Genomic DNA, 16,851 nt, shown 5'->3' with positions numbered 1-16,851 from the left:
TGTGACATATTTCACTCAAGCTGTCTCACTTCAGGTTCGATATCAACCATTTTGCCATCATCCGTATTTTTTGGGCTAACGGATGACTGTTCTTGCACAGGTACTACTTTAATATCGACCTGTACAGGCACTGAACGCAACCCACTAATGAGCGACTCAATTTTAGCAAGTGTTGGATCATCTAGCTGCTTGGGAGCGGTGAAGACAGAACCTAATGATTGCAATCCACCATTGATAGCTGAGAGACCATCATTGAACTGAGACATCTGAGCGACCACCCTAGCCACGGGATCATCATCACCAGCTCCACCGAGAAGTTTCTGTTTAGAAAACTCATCTTTGATCTCCTGCCAACGTGCTGATTCGCTAGCGGTTTGTATCCCCTCCATTTCTTTGAACTTTAAAAGGTTAGCCTCCGCACCCGTCGTTAAGGTCTGCGACTCACTCTCGTAGTGACTGATCACGAGCTCGCTAACTTCTTCATCAGTCATCAGAGGAATCACCTTCTCAGCGATACGGTTCATATTACGGTAGGAACCCTGTAGCTTGAATGCTGGCTCCACGCGGTAATTATCTTCCTGAGCCGCACTGTGGATGTACTCTAGGTTTACCCGAAGAATGGAATCTCTAACTCTATAGAGATGTGTCATAACACGAATAAAATCTTCAACTTCCGAGGCGGAAAACGGTGCCTCAAAATCAATCTCATCACGAGGAGCCCCCTCTACTAACTTCATCACCGCATAGACATCTTGCTGGCTGCGACTACTAAGTTTTGACAGTACAGCGTTAGATGTCAGTGAGTTCTCAATATAGGACGCCTTAAAGGCAGCTTCATGGCCCCCCAGAATATCACCTAAGTTATAGGTGTCAGCGCGGTTGGCTAACATATCAGGAATCTGGAACTTACCACCAGTCTCTGTATAAGGGTTACCCGCCATCACTACGGCTACCTTCTTACCTCGCAGATCATAAGTCTTTGCCTGACCTTTATAGACACCTTCGATCTTGCGCTGACCATCACATAACGAGATGAACTTCTGCAAAAACTCAGAGTGTGTATGCTGGATATCATCGAGGTAAATCATGACATTATCCCCCATCTCCAGAGCTAAGTTAAGTTTCTGAACCTCCTCACGCGCTGATGCGTTAGGAGCTTCAGCTGGATCTAGCGACTTCACCTCGTGCCCCAGAGCTGGCCCATTGATCTTCATGAAAGTAATGCCAAGTCTATCGGCGATATACTCCATCAAAGTGGTCTTACCATAACCTGGAGGAGAGATGAGCAATAACATGCCCATTCTATCTGTGCGGGTATCTTTGCCAGCTGTACCCATCTGTTTCGCTAGATTGTCTCCAATAATTGGCAGATACACCTCGTTGAGTAGACGGTTACGGACAAATGATGACATCACACGTGGTTTAAATTCGTCGAGACGCATCTCATCGCGCTTGAGCTCCAACAACTGTGACTTCGTTTCCTGGTATGATTGATAGACTGGCACATCGTACTGGCTAAAATCTAGCATCTTACGGATGAATAAATTATAGTGGAAATGATATTTCCCATCACTAACTACTGCGTGTTGCCCTAATAAACCCTCACATTCAGCCATCAACTCCACCCTAACTACTGATTTAGGGTCATGGCCACCATACAGCAGATGGGCAGCAGCCTCCTGCAAATACATCATCTGCAGCTCAGCATTGTATGCGTCCAAGTCGTCGGTCACACTCGCTGCAAATCCACGCAACCAAGCTCCAATCACTTGGTACTGGCCAATAACATTTCCATCTAACTCAGCTAGAGAATTATCGTATTGGTCACCCACGCGCTTCGCACTCAATGTTGTGTGGAACTTCTGCACCCATTCAGCGGCTTGGCTGGAAATTTCAAAACTCTCAGCTCTAGCAAAATGCGCGATCAAATATTCCGCAGCGCGTTGAACGATAGTCACTGAGTTCAAATTCTGGCTACCAGCAAACTTGTCAATTTCACGCTCTAGTTCCGCTTGGTACTTTTTGCGCTCGTTTCTATCAACAGAAACAAAAACTGCCTCCACCATGCCCTGAGCTCTGAGCTTCACCTCTAGCTGGCTTTTATCTTCATGATGCCATTGCTTCCAGAAAAGCATCGCAAAAGCGCGTACAGCGGGGCTGTACCTCAGCATACCCACTTCATTGTGCATGGGCAGTAACTTACGCAAAATCAACTCAGCATCATGATCATGAACCCCTTTAGTGTAGCCCTCAGAGTATCTATTGTTAGCAAATGCCTGAACCTGGCTGAGCAGATCATCAGAAACTTCTAGCTGGCCATTTTCTTCAGCATGCAAAAGGTATAAATAAGCCAGATATTCAGATCTATACACTGCACGATTTTCAGAAACTAACTCCTGTGACCACACTGAGCGGGTCTTCAAAAAATCAGGATCGTCAATTCGCTCAAAGAAATCAGTTCCCGCTAGATGGAAACTCATTTCATCACCTTGCGGCACCACAGTTAACTCAAGCTCTTGAGTATTAACCGTGAATTGATGCTTACCAAACTGAATGATGTTAGTCCCATCAACAAAGAGCTCGTTTCTATCTTTCAGCTGACGCACCGCATCTTCACGCAGTGTCTTCAAACGAGTTTGAATGTCGGCAGCCTTCACGCTGTCTCCGAGCTCATCTAACTCGTCAATAATTTCACGCACCTTGGAAACCATCAAGTCGCCAGCAAAATAGCCGTTAATCTCATTGATTTCAGCAAATGATGCTGCACGGTTTCTCACCCCAGTAAGAATACGTTCAGCGGACTTGATCAGGTTGTTAGCACGCTTGTTGCGTTTCTCTAGCAAGGCAACCTTGCGCGCCTCAAAAGCGTCGTAAACCTCCTCACGCTTGGCGGCTAGCTGCTCGAGGTATTCATCAAACTCAGAGAATTTTCCATCCAGCTCCTCAATCTGCACCATCACCTTGGTGAGGTATTCGTCACACTTCTCAGCCGTGTCACAAAGGTCTAGGAAGTTGACCACCGCTTGCCCCAACAACTTCATTTGCGCGGCAAACTGCGCTACACCTTCCGACTTTGCTAGATCGTGGCGCTTCCCTTTGAGAGATGCCCGCACCGCATTCAGTGTAGAATAAATCTCTGAAATGCTTTCGATGATTGCCGTCGTTTTGGTCGCGTCATCGATTTTGAGATTGCTGACAATTTCGATCAGCATCTCTAATTCAGAGCCAGCTTTGTCTAACTCAGCCCCTGTTGCATCAGCATCAGCTACCTTCTCGAGATTTTTAACCGCCTCACTCTGCGACTGAACCGCCTCACGATATGGATCGAGCGCTTCTTCCGTGAGCAAAAACTTCACTGTGAGATCGGACAAAATCTGAATCTGCTCAACCAAGCTTTGCTCGATGAGATCAATTCTAGCTGGCTCATTATAACGCAAATCACGAAGCCCTATCACCTCACCACGCATCCGTCTCAGCTGAGCTAGGTGATTAACAAAACCAATGATATCATCAGCTGGTGAGTGCTCGATTTCACGAATGAGCTCTTTCGCTGCAGACTCTAAATCGTCTGTCTTTTGTTTAGCTGAATTCCTCAGCTCGAGGACTTTTTCAAATTCCTCAACCGCTGATCTAGCAGCAGCATTGATCTCGCTGAGTGGTTCAGCTAGATCAAACATCTCGTCTTTATTGAGCCAGAAATAAGCATCAACGAGGTCGCCAGTTTTCTTAACCAAATCGAGATATAGGTCGGCGTATGAATCGTCTTTACCGAGCAGGCCCAATACCTCACGGCATTCGGACATACAGCGCACGATATCTTGGTTGCCGATTTTGCTAATAAATGAGCCATTACCAGCAGTCTCTAGCGTCTGATATTCATCATTGATGTATGGCGTTTGCCAAATCTGAATCACATGATGTTTCTGCGCTTCATCTTCGTTGCGGAAATACAGCAGGCGACCATTTTCAAATAACGAATAACCACTACAGATAACAGGCGTATCAATACTGCGTGTAATTAGATTATAAGAAAGCAGAACGTAATCACCACTCTGACGATTATAGAAAACAAAAAATGTATCCTCACCATTGGCGCTAACAATACGCTTTTCAAAGCGCATATCGAGCAAACCATGATCGAAGGTTTTGAACTCGCCACTGAGCAAGAGATAGCCGTTAGCAAATATCAATCCGTGGTCATCTGGCAATAGAACACAAGAATGGCCAATTGCGTCACAGCGCACCACCGTCTGAGTTTTCTCATTATAGACAAGGTATCGATAGTGCTCTTCACGGTATGGCAGCACCTTGAGAACTATCAACGGCCCCACGGTAGCGTATAAAATCTCAGCATCGTCGAGAGTCTGATCTGGATCATCTACCAATTCCTCGTAAATCCCTTGGCCAGTCTCTGTATTGTCTTCGATCTTGATCGTTAGATCACCACCAACCGTTTCAACAAACAATCTATCCTCGATAGAAACGTGTGGGTGCTCACCAGAACGCTGCATGTCGCGATGCGCGCGCTTCCACTGGAATTCTTGCTGCTGAGGAAAGACATATTCGTGATCTGAGCGGTTTCCAAGGTAATCGAGCGATCCATCACCTTTGAGAAGCCACTTGAAGCACTTAATGTTAGTCAGCTCTTTGCCGACTCGCATGCCCATGAAAAGATGAGGGCCAATCACCATGAATTTTACAAAGACGGTATCTTTATAATATTTGTACAGTGATTTAAAATCTTCCTCAAACTCAGCGCCAAATAACTCAGCTTCATCTAACTTATGAAAAGTGTGATCTGCTGGATGATATTCGTAGAGGTCAAAAACATCGCCTAACTCTGTAGTCTGTTTGAGGCCAAAGTGAATGTTATAACCAAAGATGAAGCGGTTCTTGCCGATAGAAACCATATCGCGAGAGACACAATTGTGCTGTGTACTAATTCGCTCAGTGGCTAACAAAGCTGGCTCAATTGAACCGAACACATCGCGGCGTTCATCATTGAGCTGATTCAAGCGCTGCTGCAGCTCAGTACCATGTTTGGCCATACGGGCACGGATCACCTCGTAAGCTCCACTCTCTAGCTGATTATTCTCTTGTTCCTCTGACATCTTGTTCATCTACAGGTGCTAACACCCTTACTCTCTATCAATAAAATTCTTGGGGGAAATGAGCGCTCACCGTGGCCACCTCATCACTGACCTGTAGCCACGATAAGCGCTTAATCTATCAGCCTGATTATTCAGGCTAATGGGGAGCCTAGCTCCCCATTATATAATTTGTTATTTAATGAAGTTGGACGCCTTAAGGTCCTTCACTCCATATCGCTCAGCAGCGCCAAGGAATCCCATGAGCTTGTCACGGTCATCACCATTAGACTGAACAATCAGCTTACCTAGCAGACCGCCAACTGAGAGATTTTTGATGTCCTCAGTGGATACACCAAATTGATCAATCCAAGTAGATACTTGAGCTTTGAAGTACTCAGGGTCACCATTGAAGAAGGTCTCTTTAACATCGCCGATAACTTGGCTATTTTCCACGGTACGATCAACCACCTTACCAGTAGTGATAGCGTTAGTAATGCGATCGAAGAACTGAGTTTCTCCACCAACGATGTCGATTTTCGCGCTCTTAAGCGCTTCACCAACAACGAGAGCTTGTTGCTCAGCAATCTGACGTTGAACGTCAATTTCAGCCAACTCAACTACTTTCTCTTTCTCAAGCTTGAGTTTGAATTCTTCGTGTACTTGACCAGCTTGCTCAAACAGTTTCATTGCCTCAGCCTTCTGTGTGATACCGTCAGCGTCAGCCTGGTACTTGAGTCTCTCAACGGTCGCCTCAGCAGTACCCTGCTTCTCAGTAGCATCTGCTTTAGCTAACATGACTTCAGCTTCACCAAGACCAATAGCGGCAGCTTCCTTAGCAGTAGCCTCAGCTAACATTTTCTTCGCAGTCGCTTGTTTGTCCGATGCTGTTAGTTCAGCGTCAGCGGAAACAACCACCTCTTCAGCATGCAGCTCAGCAGCTTGGCGGTCAGCTTCAGCAGCTTTCACGCGCTTGTACATTTCTTCATCAGCCTTGAGAATAGCAGCTTCTTTCTCAGCTTCAGCTTCTTTGACCGATTGGATCAATACTTCCTGAGCTGCAGCTTCAGCTAGAGTGACTTTGACTTGCTTGGAACGGTCGGCTCCCGCAAAGGCTTCGGTATCGAGAATTTTCTGCTGTTCGATAACAACAGTCTTTTCAACAGCAACACGCTGTTTGATGACGTCTTGAATTTCTTTCTTCTGAACTTCAACCGCTTTATCTTTTTCAATGCTCTTAAGCTCAGTGAGGCGCTGACGTTCAATCTCTTCGAGTTGATGATCACGCTTCACACGCTCTACTTCCACCACGTCTGTACGCTCTTTGTTGCGTTGAGCGATGAGAACTTGGCGCTCTTTGTTCTGCTCAGAAATACCAATTTCTTCTTCAGCAGCAATGCGAGCTTGCTCAGATTTTTGGCGTTCTTCTTCAGAAACTTTGGCAGCTGAGGCTTCTTCACGTGCTTGGGCATTAGATACCTCACGTGCCTGACGAGCTTCGGTTTCAGCTAGCTGGCGCTCTAACTCAAGAATTGCTTCGCGAGCTTCCACATCTTGCTGTTTGATTACTTTTTCTTTCTCGCGCTGGATATTGTTAGACAGCTTTGCTTGATCAGCGGTGAGATCAGTAATCTTTTTAATACCTTCAGCATCGAGAATATTATCTGGATCTAGCAACTCGACCGGAGTCTGCTCAAGGTAATCAATAGCCGCATCATCGAGCACAAAGCCATTGAGGTCAGTACCGATAACTTTGAGGATTTCATCGCGGAAGGTATCACGCTCTTCGTAGAGAGCGATGAAGTTGAACTTCTTACCTACGGTCTTAAGCGCTTCTGAGAATTTGGCATCAAAGAGAATGCGGATTTCTTCAACAGATGAGGCGCGGTCACAACCGATAGACTCAGCCACACGAATAACCTCTTCACGTACATTATTCACGCGTACAAAAAAGGCCACCTTGATGTCAGCTCGCATGTTGTCTTTACAAATCAGGCCATTTTTCCCTGTTCTATCAATAACAATGCGCTTGAGAGAGATATCCATGAGTTCCACACGGTGAAAAACTGGATAAACAAACATACCCGTGAAGGTCACCTTGGTTTCCCCCCAACCCGTTCTAATCATCGCGGTGCCTTTCTCTACCTTTCTAAAGCATTTTGATAGGCAGATAAAAAAGGCAAACACTGTACCTATCACCGCTAGAACTATCAGTCCAATAGTCTCAAAAAGGAGCGCTAAGTTATATACTGGCAAACTCGCCAGCCCATCTATCATCCCTAAGGAATTCGTTATTTCATTCATCATTTTGTATTACTTTGATACTTACTATTTACTGTGAAATTTACTATCTCGAAAAGAACTTACCGTAGTTCGCTAGGTAAGGCTGTTACATTGTGATCAGAATTTTGTAAGCCAGTCAGAAGTCTATTAAACGCTAACAGATCAGCTAATCTATCAATCATTCGACTGTCCTAACCCCAATCATCACCATAAGCAACCTTACTATCATCACGCTCTAACTCACTAGCCAAACGAGCAATAAACAAGCCCTCTGATTTACCTGTGACTAGTACAAATTCATCCTTATTAGCCACTTGAGCCCCATCTTCAAGCTTTGCATTAACTAGTGCTGGCGCTCCTTTCATGCGCGGAACTAACAACTGACCATACTTCTCAGTTAGTTGGCTAGACTTCACTTTTGCGACACGTCCCACAACTGGCTCATCATTATTTTCACCTGCACGGAATGAGCGCAAGAATGGACTTAGTGGCTTACTAACTAACCTCATGATGATTACACTGATGAAAAAGGCTACAAGAGCCAAGATGCCAGCCACTAACCATGTGCCATCGGGGTTGAAATAATAATTGAGACACAAGTTAGCCCCCCACATAAAAATCGTGAACAAGCTGAGCAATAACATCAGCGGAATGTCAGAACCGTTAACTAACTTAAGCACTGAAGCAAACAAGCCAGCGTCACTAGCTCCTCCTGCATCTAAATCGGAATCGAGCCCATCGGTATCAAAATCAAAATCTAAGAAATCTAAATCTACCGCGCCTAGAATTAACAAAAAAACATATAACCCAACAAAGCCGAGCATGATGGTTAGGGGTAGATTATACGGTAGTAGAGCCTGCTGCCAAATTTCCTGCATTACCCCTATATCTAATAGTTATATTTTTTCAGATGACCATTACAAATCTCGGTAATTTTTACAGCTAGCGACTAACGGCCGTTAGCATGATAGGATACAAAAAGAAAGCCGTCGGGACACTCATCCCAACGGCTTCCTAACCCATATTAACAAATGAAAAAATGAATACTAGATACTATTACGAGTAGGTTAGTAACTCACTTTTTGTTGCTCAACACTTCACAATCGAGCGAACTCAGTAGAATCAAACAGACGTCATTTGGAAAGCATTTTTTTCTAATAAAATGAAAAAATCACATGAATGCAACCAGCTACAATGATCAAAAGCCACCAAACTACATAAATAAGCGCCCTATATCCCCTTGTAATGGATAAGATTACAATCACCTTACAAAAACTGCTAACAAAACAAGATTACAACGCAAGCATAAGTAAATTGCGGGAAAGAAATATTGGGACACGCTCAAATGTTCCAAATGGGAAACAAAACCGCCTCTAACTAGCATTTCCCGGGCAAGAAATCGACCTGGTTGGTGTCACTTTTGCGCCATTAGCTGAGTATCATCTAAAGAGAATAGAATATGAGTTGGCAAAACGAGAGATTTACATAGAGTACGCGCGTGCTTCCTTGGTTTCAAAACAATCAATTTCCGCTGTATCTTGCCCCGATGGCAGGAGTAACTGACGTCGTCTTCCGCACTATCTGCAAAGAACTCGGTGCCGATGTGATGGTCACAGAGTTTGTCTCTTGTGAGGGTATTATCCAGCGCGACGATAGAACTCGCAGATACACAGAGTTTACTGACGAGCAGCGCCCTGTGGGCGTGCAGATTTTTGGCGCGAATGGCAAGCGCATGGGCGAAGCCGCCAAAAAGATTGTCGACTGGAAGCGCCCAGATTTCATTGATATCAATTTCGGCTGCCCAGTGAATAAAGTGGTCGGCAAAAATGGTGGTTCGTCACTGCTCAAAGATTGCCCGCTATTGACAGAAGTCGCCAGCGAGGTGGTGAAGGCGGTTGGCCACATCGTTCCAGTCACTGGAAAAATTCGTACTGGCTGGGACGAGAAACACATCAATGCCACGGAAGTCTGCCACATTCTCGAAGACTGCGGCATGCAGGCGATTTCTGTTCACGGGCGCACGCGCTCGCAAGCCTACCGCGGAGAAGCCAACTGGGACGTCATCGGTGAGTGTGCCGAGTCGGTAAAAATTCCGGTTGTTGGCAATGGCGACATTTCCTCAGGCGAAGACGTCAAAAAACGACGCGAAGAAACCGCCGTATCTGGCGTGATGATTGGCCGCGCCGCAATGCAAAACCCATGGGTATTCCGCGAGGCCAAACACTATCTGGAAACAGGCGAACAACCACTACCAGTGCCTATTGGCGAACGCTGGCAGCTGATTTTGCGCCACTGCGCGCTAGCGATGGAAAGCAGCCGCTACGGCAACGAAAGACAAACAATGATGGCCATGCGCGCCCGCCTAATGGCCTACTGCAAAGGTTTCCCTGGCGCCAAACCACTACGCACGCGCCTATGCCACGTGGAATCGTACGCTGAGATTCAGGACATCGCTGGCGAATACCTCACGCAGCTCGATGCTGGTGGATTCGCCCCAACATCCAGCTCTGTATAACCCAGCTATGGCATCCATTCTCAAATCACTCAAATTGTTAGCTGACGCCACTCGCATCCGCATTTTACTCTTACTTGAGCACGAATCACTCAGCGTTGTTGAGCTACAGGAAATCCTCGGTATGGGGCAAAGCCGCATCTCCACTCAGCTCTCCGCGCTCAGACAGGAAGAACTCGTCGCTAGCAGTCGGTCAGGAAAAAATAACATCTATACCATCACCGCCCCAACAGCGTTGATGGAAGTCGCTCGCCAAGCTGCGGTGGAAATCCCAGAAACCGACTCAGACACCGCCAGCTTAAAACATATTTTACGCAAGCGCCGAGACAAAGCTCGCGCATATTTCGATAGTCTAGCTGGAAATTTTGGCAAAAACTACGTCCCTGGACGCAGCTGGAAATCATTAGGTGAAGCCTTGATCAAAGTGCTTAATTATCGTGTGGTCGCCGACCTCGGCGCTGGCGAAGGCACCTTATCCCAACTGCTAGCTCAGAGCGCCGAAAAAGTCATCGCAGTAGACAATAGCAAAAAAATGGTTGAGCTTGGCCAGCGTCTAGCGGTCACTAACGAGCTGCCTAACCTACACTACCGTCTTGGTGATATTGAATCGGTCCCCATTAGTGACGGCAGCGTCGATCTAGCCATTTTATCACAAGCACTACACCACGCTCACCGGCCAGAACGCGCCCTAGCTGAAGCTTTTCGCATCCTCCAGCCAGGTGGCAAACTGATGATTCTCGATCTGCTACAGCACAACTTTGAAAAAGCACGCGACCACTACGCCGACGTCTGGTTAGGGTTCTCAGAGGTAGAGCTAGCGGAAATGATGGAGCACGCAGGTTTCATCAAGATCCACACCACCATCGTCGACCGCGAAGAACAAAGTCCACATTTCCAAACACTTCTAGCCACCGCTGAAAAACCCAACTAAGCCTGCAGTATTCATGACCTCCAGCCAGCCCACTCAGCATAGCCAACAACGATCCATTTATAACATATCCTGCCTCACCCTGCTCGCTGTTGGGCTGAGTTCGTGCCAACCTTTTGATCATAAGAGGCAAGCGGAGGAGATCCACATCCCCCACCCATCGGTCCACCTGCAGGACAAACAGAATAAGCTCACGCAAACTGAGCCTCTAAGCCCTCTGAGCCAGCCGCATCTAGCTAATACTAACAACGAAAGAAAAACGTCCACCGCGCACAAAAGCAAACCATCAGCACAAGCGCGCACCACACTCAAATTTATCGATACCAAGAAAAACGGCATCGACCTGAGATTTGTCCGCTTTGACGATAGAGATCACAAACTTGTTGTCGCCGACCAGCCAGCTGGCCCAGGGACACGTTGGTTCACCGCTCGCCAGTGCGCTGAATCTCAGCGCGGTCTAGCCGCCATCAATGGTGGATTTTTCACCCCAGAAGGAAAACCGCTAGGCAAGATTGTTAGCCAGGGAAGAAGTGCGGGTTATATCAACCCGAGCTCGCTCGGCACCGGATTTTATTACACCTCAGCTACGGAAACCCAGCTGATTCGCCGGCAGAAATGGTCAAATTCATTAGGCGCCGTAGAAGCCCTGCAAACTGGTCCATTTCTCATAGAAAATGGCAAAAAAACATCTGGTCTAAATACGTCTAACCAGCGTGTGCGCAGTTTCATCATCTGGAACGGCCAGCACCACTGGGCAATTGGTTACAGCTCAATCTGTTCACTCAACGATCTAGCAGCCGCATTGAACTCAGATAGACTGGTCGGATTCCCTATCAAATACGCGCTCAACCTAGACGGCGGGAGATCCTCAGACATGTGGGTCAGCGCTGATGTGCCGCATGGAAAAAAGGAGTTTCGTGCATTCTGGAATAAAGATGTGAGAAATTTCCTCGTATTGAAGGAACGTTGACATCGCTCCATATGCGTATAACTGGTGTTTACCACCTGCTGTAGTCCACAAAAACCGCAACACCATGAACCTTCATTGCCTACCCCTCACCCTCGTCGCCATGACCATGGCGCTCTCGTCTAGCTTCGGCCAGCATCTCGCTCTGGAGCTCCCGGTAGGCTACAATGGCAGCCAGCGTACCGTGCATTTTTTCAGCTTCGACAGCCGCAAGCACGACATCCTCATCATTGACCAAGAAGGGATTTCCAAACAAAAATACGCAAATCTCAGAATTGCTATGGCCAAGCGCAACTGCATTGCTGGCTGTAATGGCGCTAGCGCAACCGCATCTGGTAGTCACGAAGGTTTGGCGGTTTGTGATGGCAAAGTGATCTCTAATACCTTCAGCACAGCTAACGAACAATGCGCCATCTTAGCCACAGACGGCACTAATGTTAGACTAGAACCTAGCAAAGAATATTTACAATCACCGCTGAAAAATCCGGAACAACTTCTGCAGAGCGGCCCGCTACTGATCTCTGATGGCAAAACCTCAGCCAAGCTCAACGCTCACTCATACAAGCGACGCACCTTCATCATCCACGACGGCGGCAACAAATGGGCGATCGCCTACTCGCCTGCCTGCACATTGAAAACGCTGGCATACACACTCAGTAACCATGCCAAGATTCCATTTAAAGTTGAAACAGCTGTCGTGCTCGGTGAAGGGTCAGCTAGCGGGTTCTGGACCAAATCCCAGCTAGCACAACCGCTCTACCTACGTGAGCTTAGACGGTCACGCAGCTTCATTGGCATTGCTGAAAAATAAGACCCGCTCGCTGTAGAAATTGGCAGCAAGCTAGCTGGCGGAGAAAAAACATCACAACTAACATCATCGATGCTTGGTTGATAAGCATGCATGGTCTATTATTAGCCACACAATCATTCGTTGCCCACAGCAAGAAAACACAATCAGCAGCCATTTCAATCAAGCCGCCCACCCTATCTAGCTGACACCTCGCAGCTCAGCTAGAGCTAGGAATTTTCTACCCGTCACCCACACGCAGAAATCAACGGCACAACCCAATACCACTTTCATGTTCCAATTTGACCGCAAGCTCATCCTTACTCTAGCCGCTGTTATCCTGATGCTTGGCATCGCGGTCATTAGAAAAGCAGCCCCTGATGAAGAGACCAACAAAGTCGTCAATCAAGCGCGAACAAACACCACCCAACAGGCACAATCGACACAAAGCCCAGCCAGCCAGCCAGCTAACTTTCACGCGCCAGATGCCGCTCAAGCTGAGATCAAGCTAGACGAAAAAATCCTCACATTTACTAGCCAAGAAGAACTCGATCTATTTCTAGAAAAAATCGCTGCGGCAGACCAATCGAAGATCCGCCTCATCGGCGTGGTCGACAAATTACTCAGCGCTCGCGTGCGCTTCATCTCCATCGACGAACTGAAGAAGGTAGCTGGCGATGCCAAGCAAGACGCTAACTACCTAGTCACCCCGCCACCAATGCCGCCAGCTGGGGAAATCCAGCCAGACGCTTTGGGATTTGGCCAAGATTACTTATCATGGTTAGGCATTGAAGGAGACAATTCTAGCTGGGGCAGCGGCGTCACCGTTGCCGTCCTCGACTCAGGCCTCTCCTACCATCCAGCTATTGGTGACAATGTTCAGCGCATCGCCATCATGCCGCTTACTGAGGGCTCCACTGAGCACCAGCACGGCACAGCCGTTAGCTCCATCATTGTTGGTCAGAGCGAGATTACACCCGGCATAGCTCCAGCAGCTGAGCTCATGTCACTGCGTGTAGCTAACGAAAATGGTCTATCTACAGCCTATCACATCGCCGAAGGCATCATCACCGCAGTGGATTCAGGCGCGGATATCATTAACATCTCCATGGGCACTTATGGCGATAGCGACATTCTAGCCAATGCCGTAGATTACGCAGCGTCTAACGACGTTCTCATCGTCGCAGCCTCTGGCAATAACGGACTCGATCACGCTGCCTATCCAGCCGCCTACCCGTCCGTTACCTCAGTGGGAGCTATCGACGCCAATGCACAACATCTCCTATTCTCCAACAGTGACCCCTCGCTGGATTTTGTCGCCCCTGGCTACCAACTCAACGCTGCATGGTCCACAGACAAGCTGATCCCATTCACTGGCACCTCCGCCGCCGCACCAGTACTCACAAGTATTATCGCAGCCACCATGTCGCTCTATCAAGTAGATGCTTTCCAAGCACAAGAAATCGTATCCAGCTATGCTAACGACGGCGGACTAGCTGGCCCAAATGAACAATACGGCAACGGCATCCCTGCAATGGATCGCGTGCTCAATGGAAATCAAGCTGGTCGCTACGACCCAGCGGTTTCAGGTTATGCTGTCGTCGAACAAGGCGCAGCTAACACCCCTTCATTGATTCAGGTGAACATCCAAAACCGCGGCACCGAAACACTCATCAACACACCTATCAGCATCAATGCAGCGGGCAACGAAAGAATTGTCAACATCACCAGCTTAGCTCCGGGTGAAGTGTTCAGCTACGAGGCGCAAGTACTTACTCCAGCTGATGGCACCTACCTGCCTATCACTACCACCATTGCCGATCCTGAGATTGATGCGAGGCTTGATAATAACTCCCTATCAGCCAATATTCTAATCAACCAACTCGAAGAGTAGGCAGATGGCGGCACGCTGACTAAATGGGCACATAAAAAGCTGCTCCATGACATCACAGAGCAGCTTTTGAAATCATACACGCCCAGCTGGAAGTCATCCAGCTAGACAATGATAGAGAAGACTATTTGGCTGACAGACTAACACTAGTACGTGTCTCACCGTCTTCTTCACGGATATGCACAGTCAGCTCGTCGAGCTCAGCCATAGCATCAAGAACCTTCTGGATCTCACCTTTGTTAGCTAGGAAATCTTCCTTAGCTGACTCAGAGCCCATCACAGCATCAGCATTTTTCTCGATGAGAGCAAACCAATCCGTAGCTAGCTTATGTGCCACTTTGAAGTCTAACTTCATGTAGCTACCGCTAACTGTTGCAGATTGCTTCTTCATGCTGATTTCATTGAGCTGCTCAGCAAATTGCTTAGAAGTCGATGAAATGAACACTGTATCACTAACTGATACAGTCAAATTAGCATTATCATGAGCACCTGGAATAGCAAATGACCAACTAGTTAGGCCATTCATCTGGCTGCTCATTGGCTTTTGCATTGGAATTTCCATACCAGTCATCGCGCCCACACTCTTCAGTAGGTTTTGCGTTGAGGCGTTCACCTTTTCCCATGACGACTGTAGTTTGCTGCGATCTTCCACTGTGCTCACGTATGCGAGACGAGGAACTTTTGCTTCATCCACCAAAACCTGAGGAATCATTGGCACTGTTGGCAGACTACCAGCGGTATCAATCACCACTGCAGATTCATCACCAAGACCACCAGCTAGATCTCCACTCAGCGCAGTCCACAAGCCCAACAGATCAGCCTTGAAGCTTCCATCAAACATCTGGAACATCATCTTGAACTGCTCAAACTCAGGATCATCAATATCCATCGCTGATAGACGGTTAGTTAGCACATAGGAAGTAGCGCCAATCGTCTCAAAGTACTCCAGCGCCTTTTGGCTGTACTCTTTGTTGTTCATTTGGTTAGCAAAAAACAGAATGTTCTCACCGGCACCAAGCTCGCTCAAAGAATGCGTTTTGCTGAAGTTTACCGCTGGTGCGTTAGAACCACCAAACATCTCCGCATGTAATCCACTGTCAAACCAGCAAACCATGCCCATGCCTTCAGGTTTATACATTGCCTGCAGCGCTTCGCCTTGCTTCTGCAAGCTATCTAGCAACACAGTAACATCTTGAGTATCTCCCAGAGCGGTAGCATTTTCTACACCTTCTTTGAGACCTTTGAAACCAGCATTAAGCAGCTGCTGGAAGAGTGAGCCGTAGGACCCAGCTGCTTGCATCATCTCTTTTTCAGCCAGCGCCACGCTAACTAACTTTTTATCTAAGTAGTCATCTACAAAAGCAATCTTGTCGCTAGCAACAATAGAGTCTGATGGCTTATCAACAAATACACATTGATCTTCGTTAGAACCGATGAAAATCACCACATAGTCACCAACTTCAGCAGTAGCTAGAACCAGCGTCTTTTCAGCCATGGAGCTTTTGAAATTCTCGAGATTTTCAGCACCAAGCATCTCAGACATTATTCCGTAGCCTTCACCAACATTTTCCTCATTGATGAGAGCAGCAATGCCTGCGCCGTTGATTTTATAACCAGTGAATTCAGCGCCTTGACGAGTGAACTGAATCGACTCAGAGATGCCCATTTCTTCGGTATAACCAAACATCATGGCATACATGACATCCATTTCATCCTTGTTAGCTGCGCGATCCTCAGCATTAGAAATCTTGTAGCCTTGATAATACGCTGGCATTTCGAACTCGCCAAACAAGCCTACCAACTCTTTAGGAAAACCTTTAAGCGGGCCATCCATCAGACCACTCACAAATGTTAAATAATCATCAGCAAATCCATCCCCATCGCGTTGTTGAGCATCTATTGTGTAGATAGATGCGTTAGTACCATAATACGCTAGCTGAGTGATGAAATCCACCGCATGCCCAGCGGCTTTGCCGCCACCTTTGCCGTAGGCTTGGAAATAATCTTCAGCATATGGTGCGAGCTGTGACTTCATCTCAGGTGAGCCCAGCACATCTTCAAATGTCATACCCTCAGCCTCCATGCGCTCTATCAGCAACTGGCCCATTGCAGAGCTTTGAAATGCCGCAAACAATTCCGCGCCATTCTGCACAGATGAATAATACTCGATATCAGCTGGTAGATTCTTTGCAAAACCTAACTTCGCAGCGCGCTCTTCAGCTGACTTACCCGGTGAAACAACCTGCTTCACGGCGTCTACTACCTTATCTTCAATGCTAGCAGATTCACCACTAGCGGCTTCACCATCTTTCTGTTTACAAGCTGGCATGAGCACCATACTTGATAGAATAGGTATATAGAGAACTTTTTTTAGTTTCATGCTAGGCAAGTATCTA

General features: G+C 47.2%; 9 protein-coding genes. 5 read left to right on the top strand and 4 right to left on the bottom strand.

Annotated features, from left to right (window positions below):
- Positions 1-11: 11 nt before the first annotated feature.
- From JIN82_RS02830 to JIN82_RS02820, 3 genes are all read right to left on the bottom strand, one after another.
- Positions 12-5,111, bottom strand: a complete 5,100-nt coding sequence (locus JIN82_RS02830) for a DNA repair ATPase (RefSeq protein WP_200310125.1) — start codon at positions 5,109-5,111, stop codon at positions 12-14.
- A gap of 171 nt (positions 5,112-5,282) precedes the next feature.
- A complete protein-coding gene (locus JIN82_RS02825; RefSeq protein ID WP_425511510.1) occupies positions 5,283-7,364 on the bottom strand; it encodes a flotillin family protein in 2,082 nt (693 codons plus the stop codon).
- A 197-nt stretch (positions 7,365-7,561) separates the two neighbouring features.
- Entirely contained in the window at positions 7,562-8,248 is a 687-nt protein-coding gene (locus JIN82_RS02820; protein ID WP_200310123.1) for an OB-fold-containig protein, read from the bottom strand.
- A 620-nt stretch (positions 8,249-8,868) separates the two neighbouring features.
- Here JIN82_RS02820 and dusB point away from each other — a divergent pair.
- From dusB to JIN82_RS02795, 5 genes are all read left to right on the top strand, one after another.
- Positions 8,869-9,885, top strand: coding sequence for a tRNA dihydrouridine synthase DusB (dusB, locus tag JIN82_RS02815; RefSeq protein ID WP_200310122.1), 1,017 nt, complete (start codon positions 8,869-8,871; stop codon positions 9,883-9,885).
- 7 nt (positions 9,886-9,892) lie between these two features.
- Positions 9,893-10,813 (top strand): metalloregulator ArsR/SmtB family transcription factor, encoded by a 921-nt coding sequence (locus tag JIN82_RS02810; protein ID WP_200310121.1) that lies wholly within the window; start codon positions 9,893-9,895, stop codon positions 10,811-10,813.
- Positions 10,814-10,826: 13 nt separating this feature from the next.
- Entirely contained in the window at positions 10,827-11,780 is a 954-nt protein-coding gene (locus tag JIN82_RS02805) for a phosphodiester glycosidase family protein (RefSeq protein ID WP_200310120.1), read from the top strand.
- Between the two features lie 64 nt (positions 11,781-11,844).
- Positions 11,845-12,588 (top strand): phosphodiester glycosidase family protein, encoded by a 744-nt coding sequence (locus JIN82_RS02800; protein WP_200310119.1) that lies wholly within the window; start codon positions 11,845-11,847, stop codon positions 12,586-12,588.
- A 268-nt stretch (positions 12,589-12,856) separates the two neighbouring features.
- Positions 12,857-14,458, top strand: coding sequence for a S8 family peptidase (locus JIN82_RS02795; protein WP_200310118.1), 1,602 nt, complete (start codon positions 12,857-12,859; stop codon positions 14,456-14,458).
- Positions 14,459-14,579: 121 nt separating this feature from the next.
- Here JIN82_RS02795 and JIN82_RS02790 read toward each other — a convergent pair whose 3' ends face one another.
- Positions 14,580-16,835: a hypothetical protein gene (locus tag JIN82_RS02790; RefSeq protein WP_200310117.1), complete on the bottom strand. Its 2,256-nt coding sequence runs from the start codon at positions 16,833-16,835 to the stop codon at positions 14,580-14,582.
- Positions 16,836-16,851: the final 16 nt, after the last annotated feature.

The organism is Persicirhabdus sediminis (assembly GCF_016595495.1).
GTDB classification, from domain to species: Bacteria; Verrucomicrobiota; Verrucomicrobiia; order Verrucomicrobiales; family Akkermansiaceae; genus Persicirhabdus; species Persicirhabdus sediminis.
The sequence above is the reverse complement of the archived record's forward strand: the minus strand, read 5'-3'. Positions and strand labels throughout refer to the sequence as shown.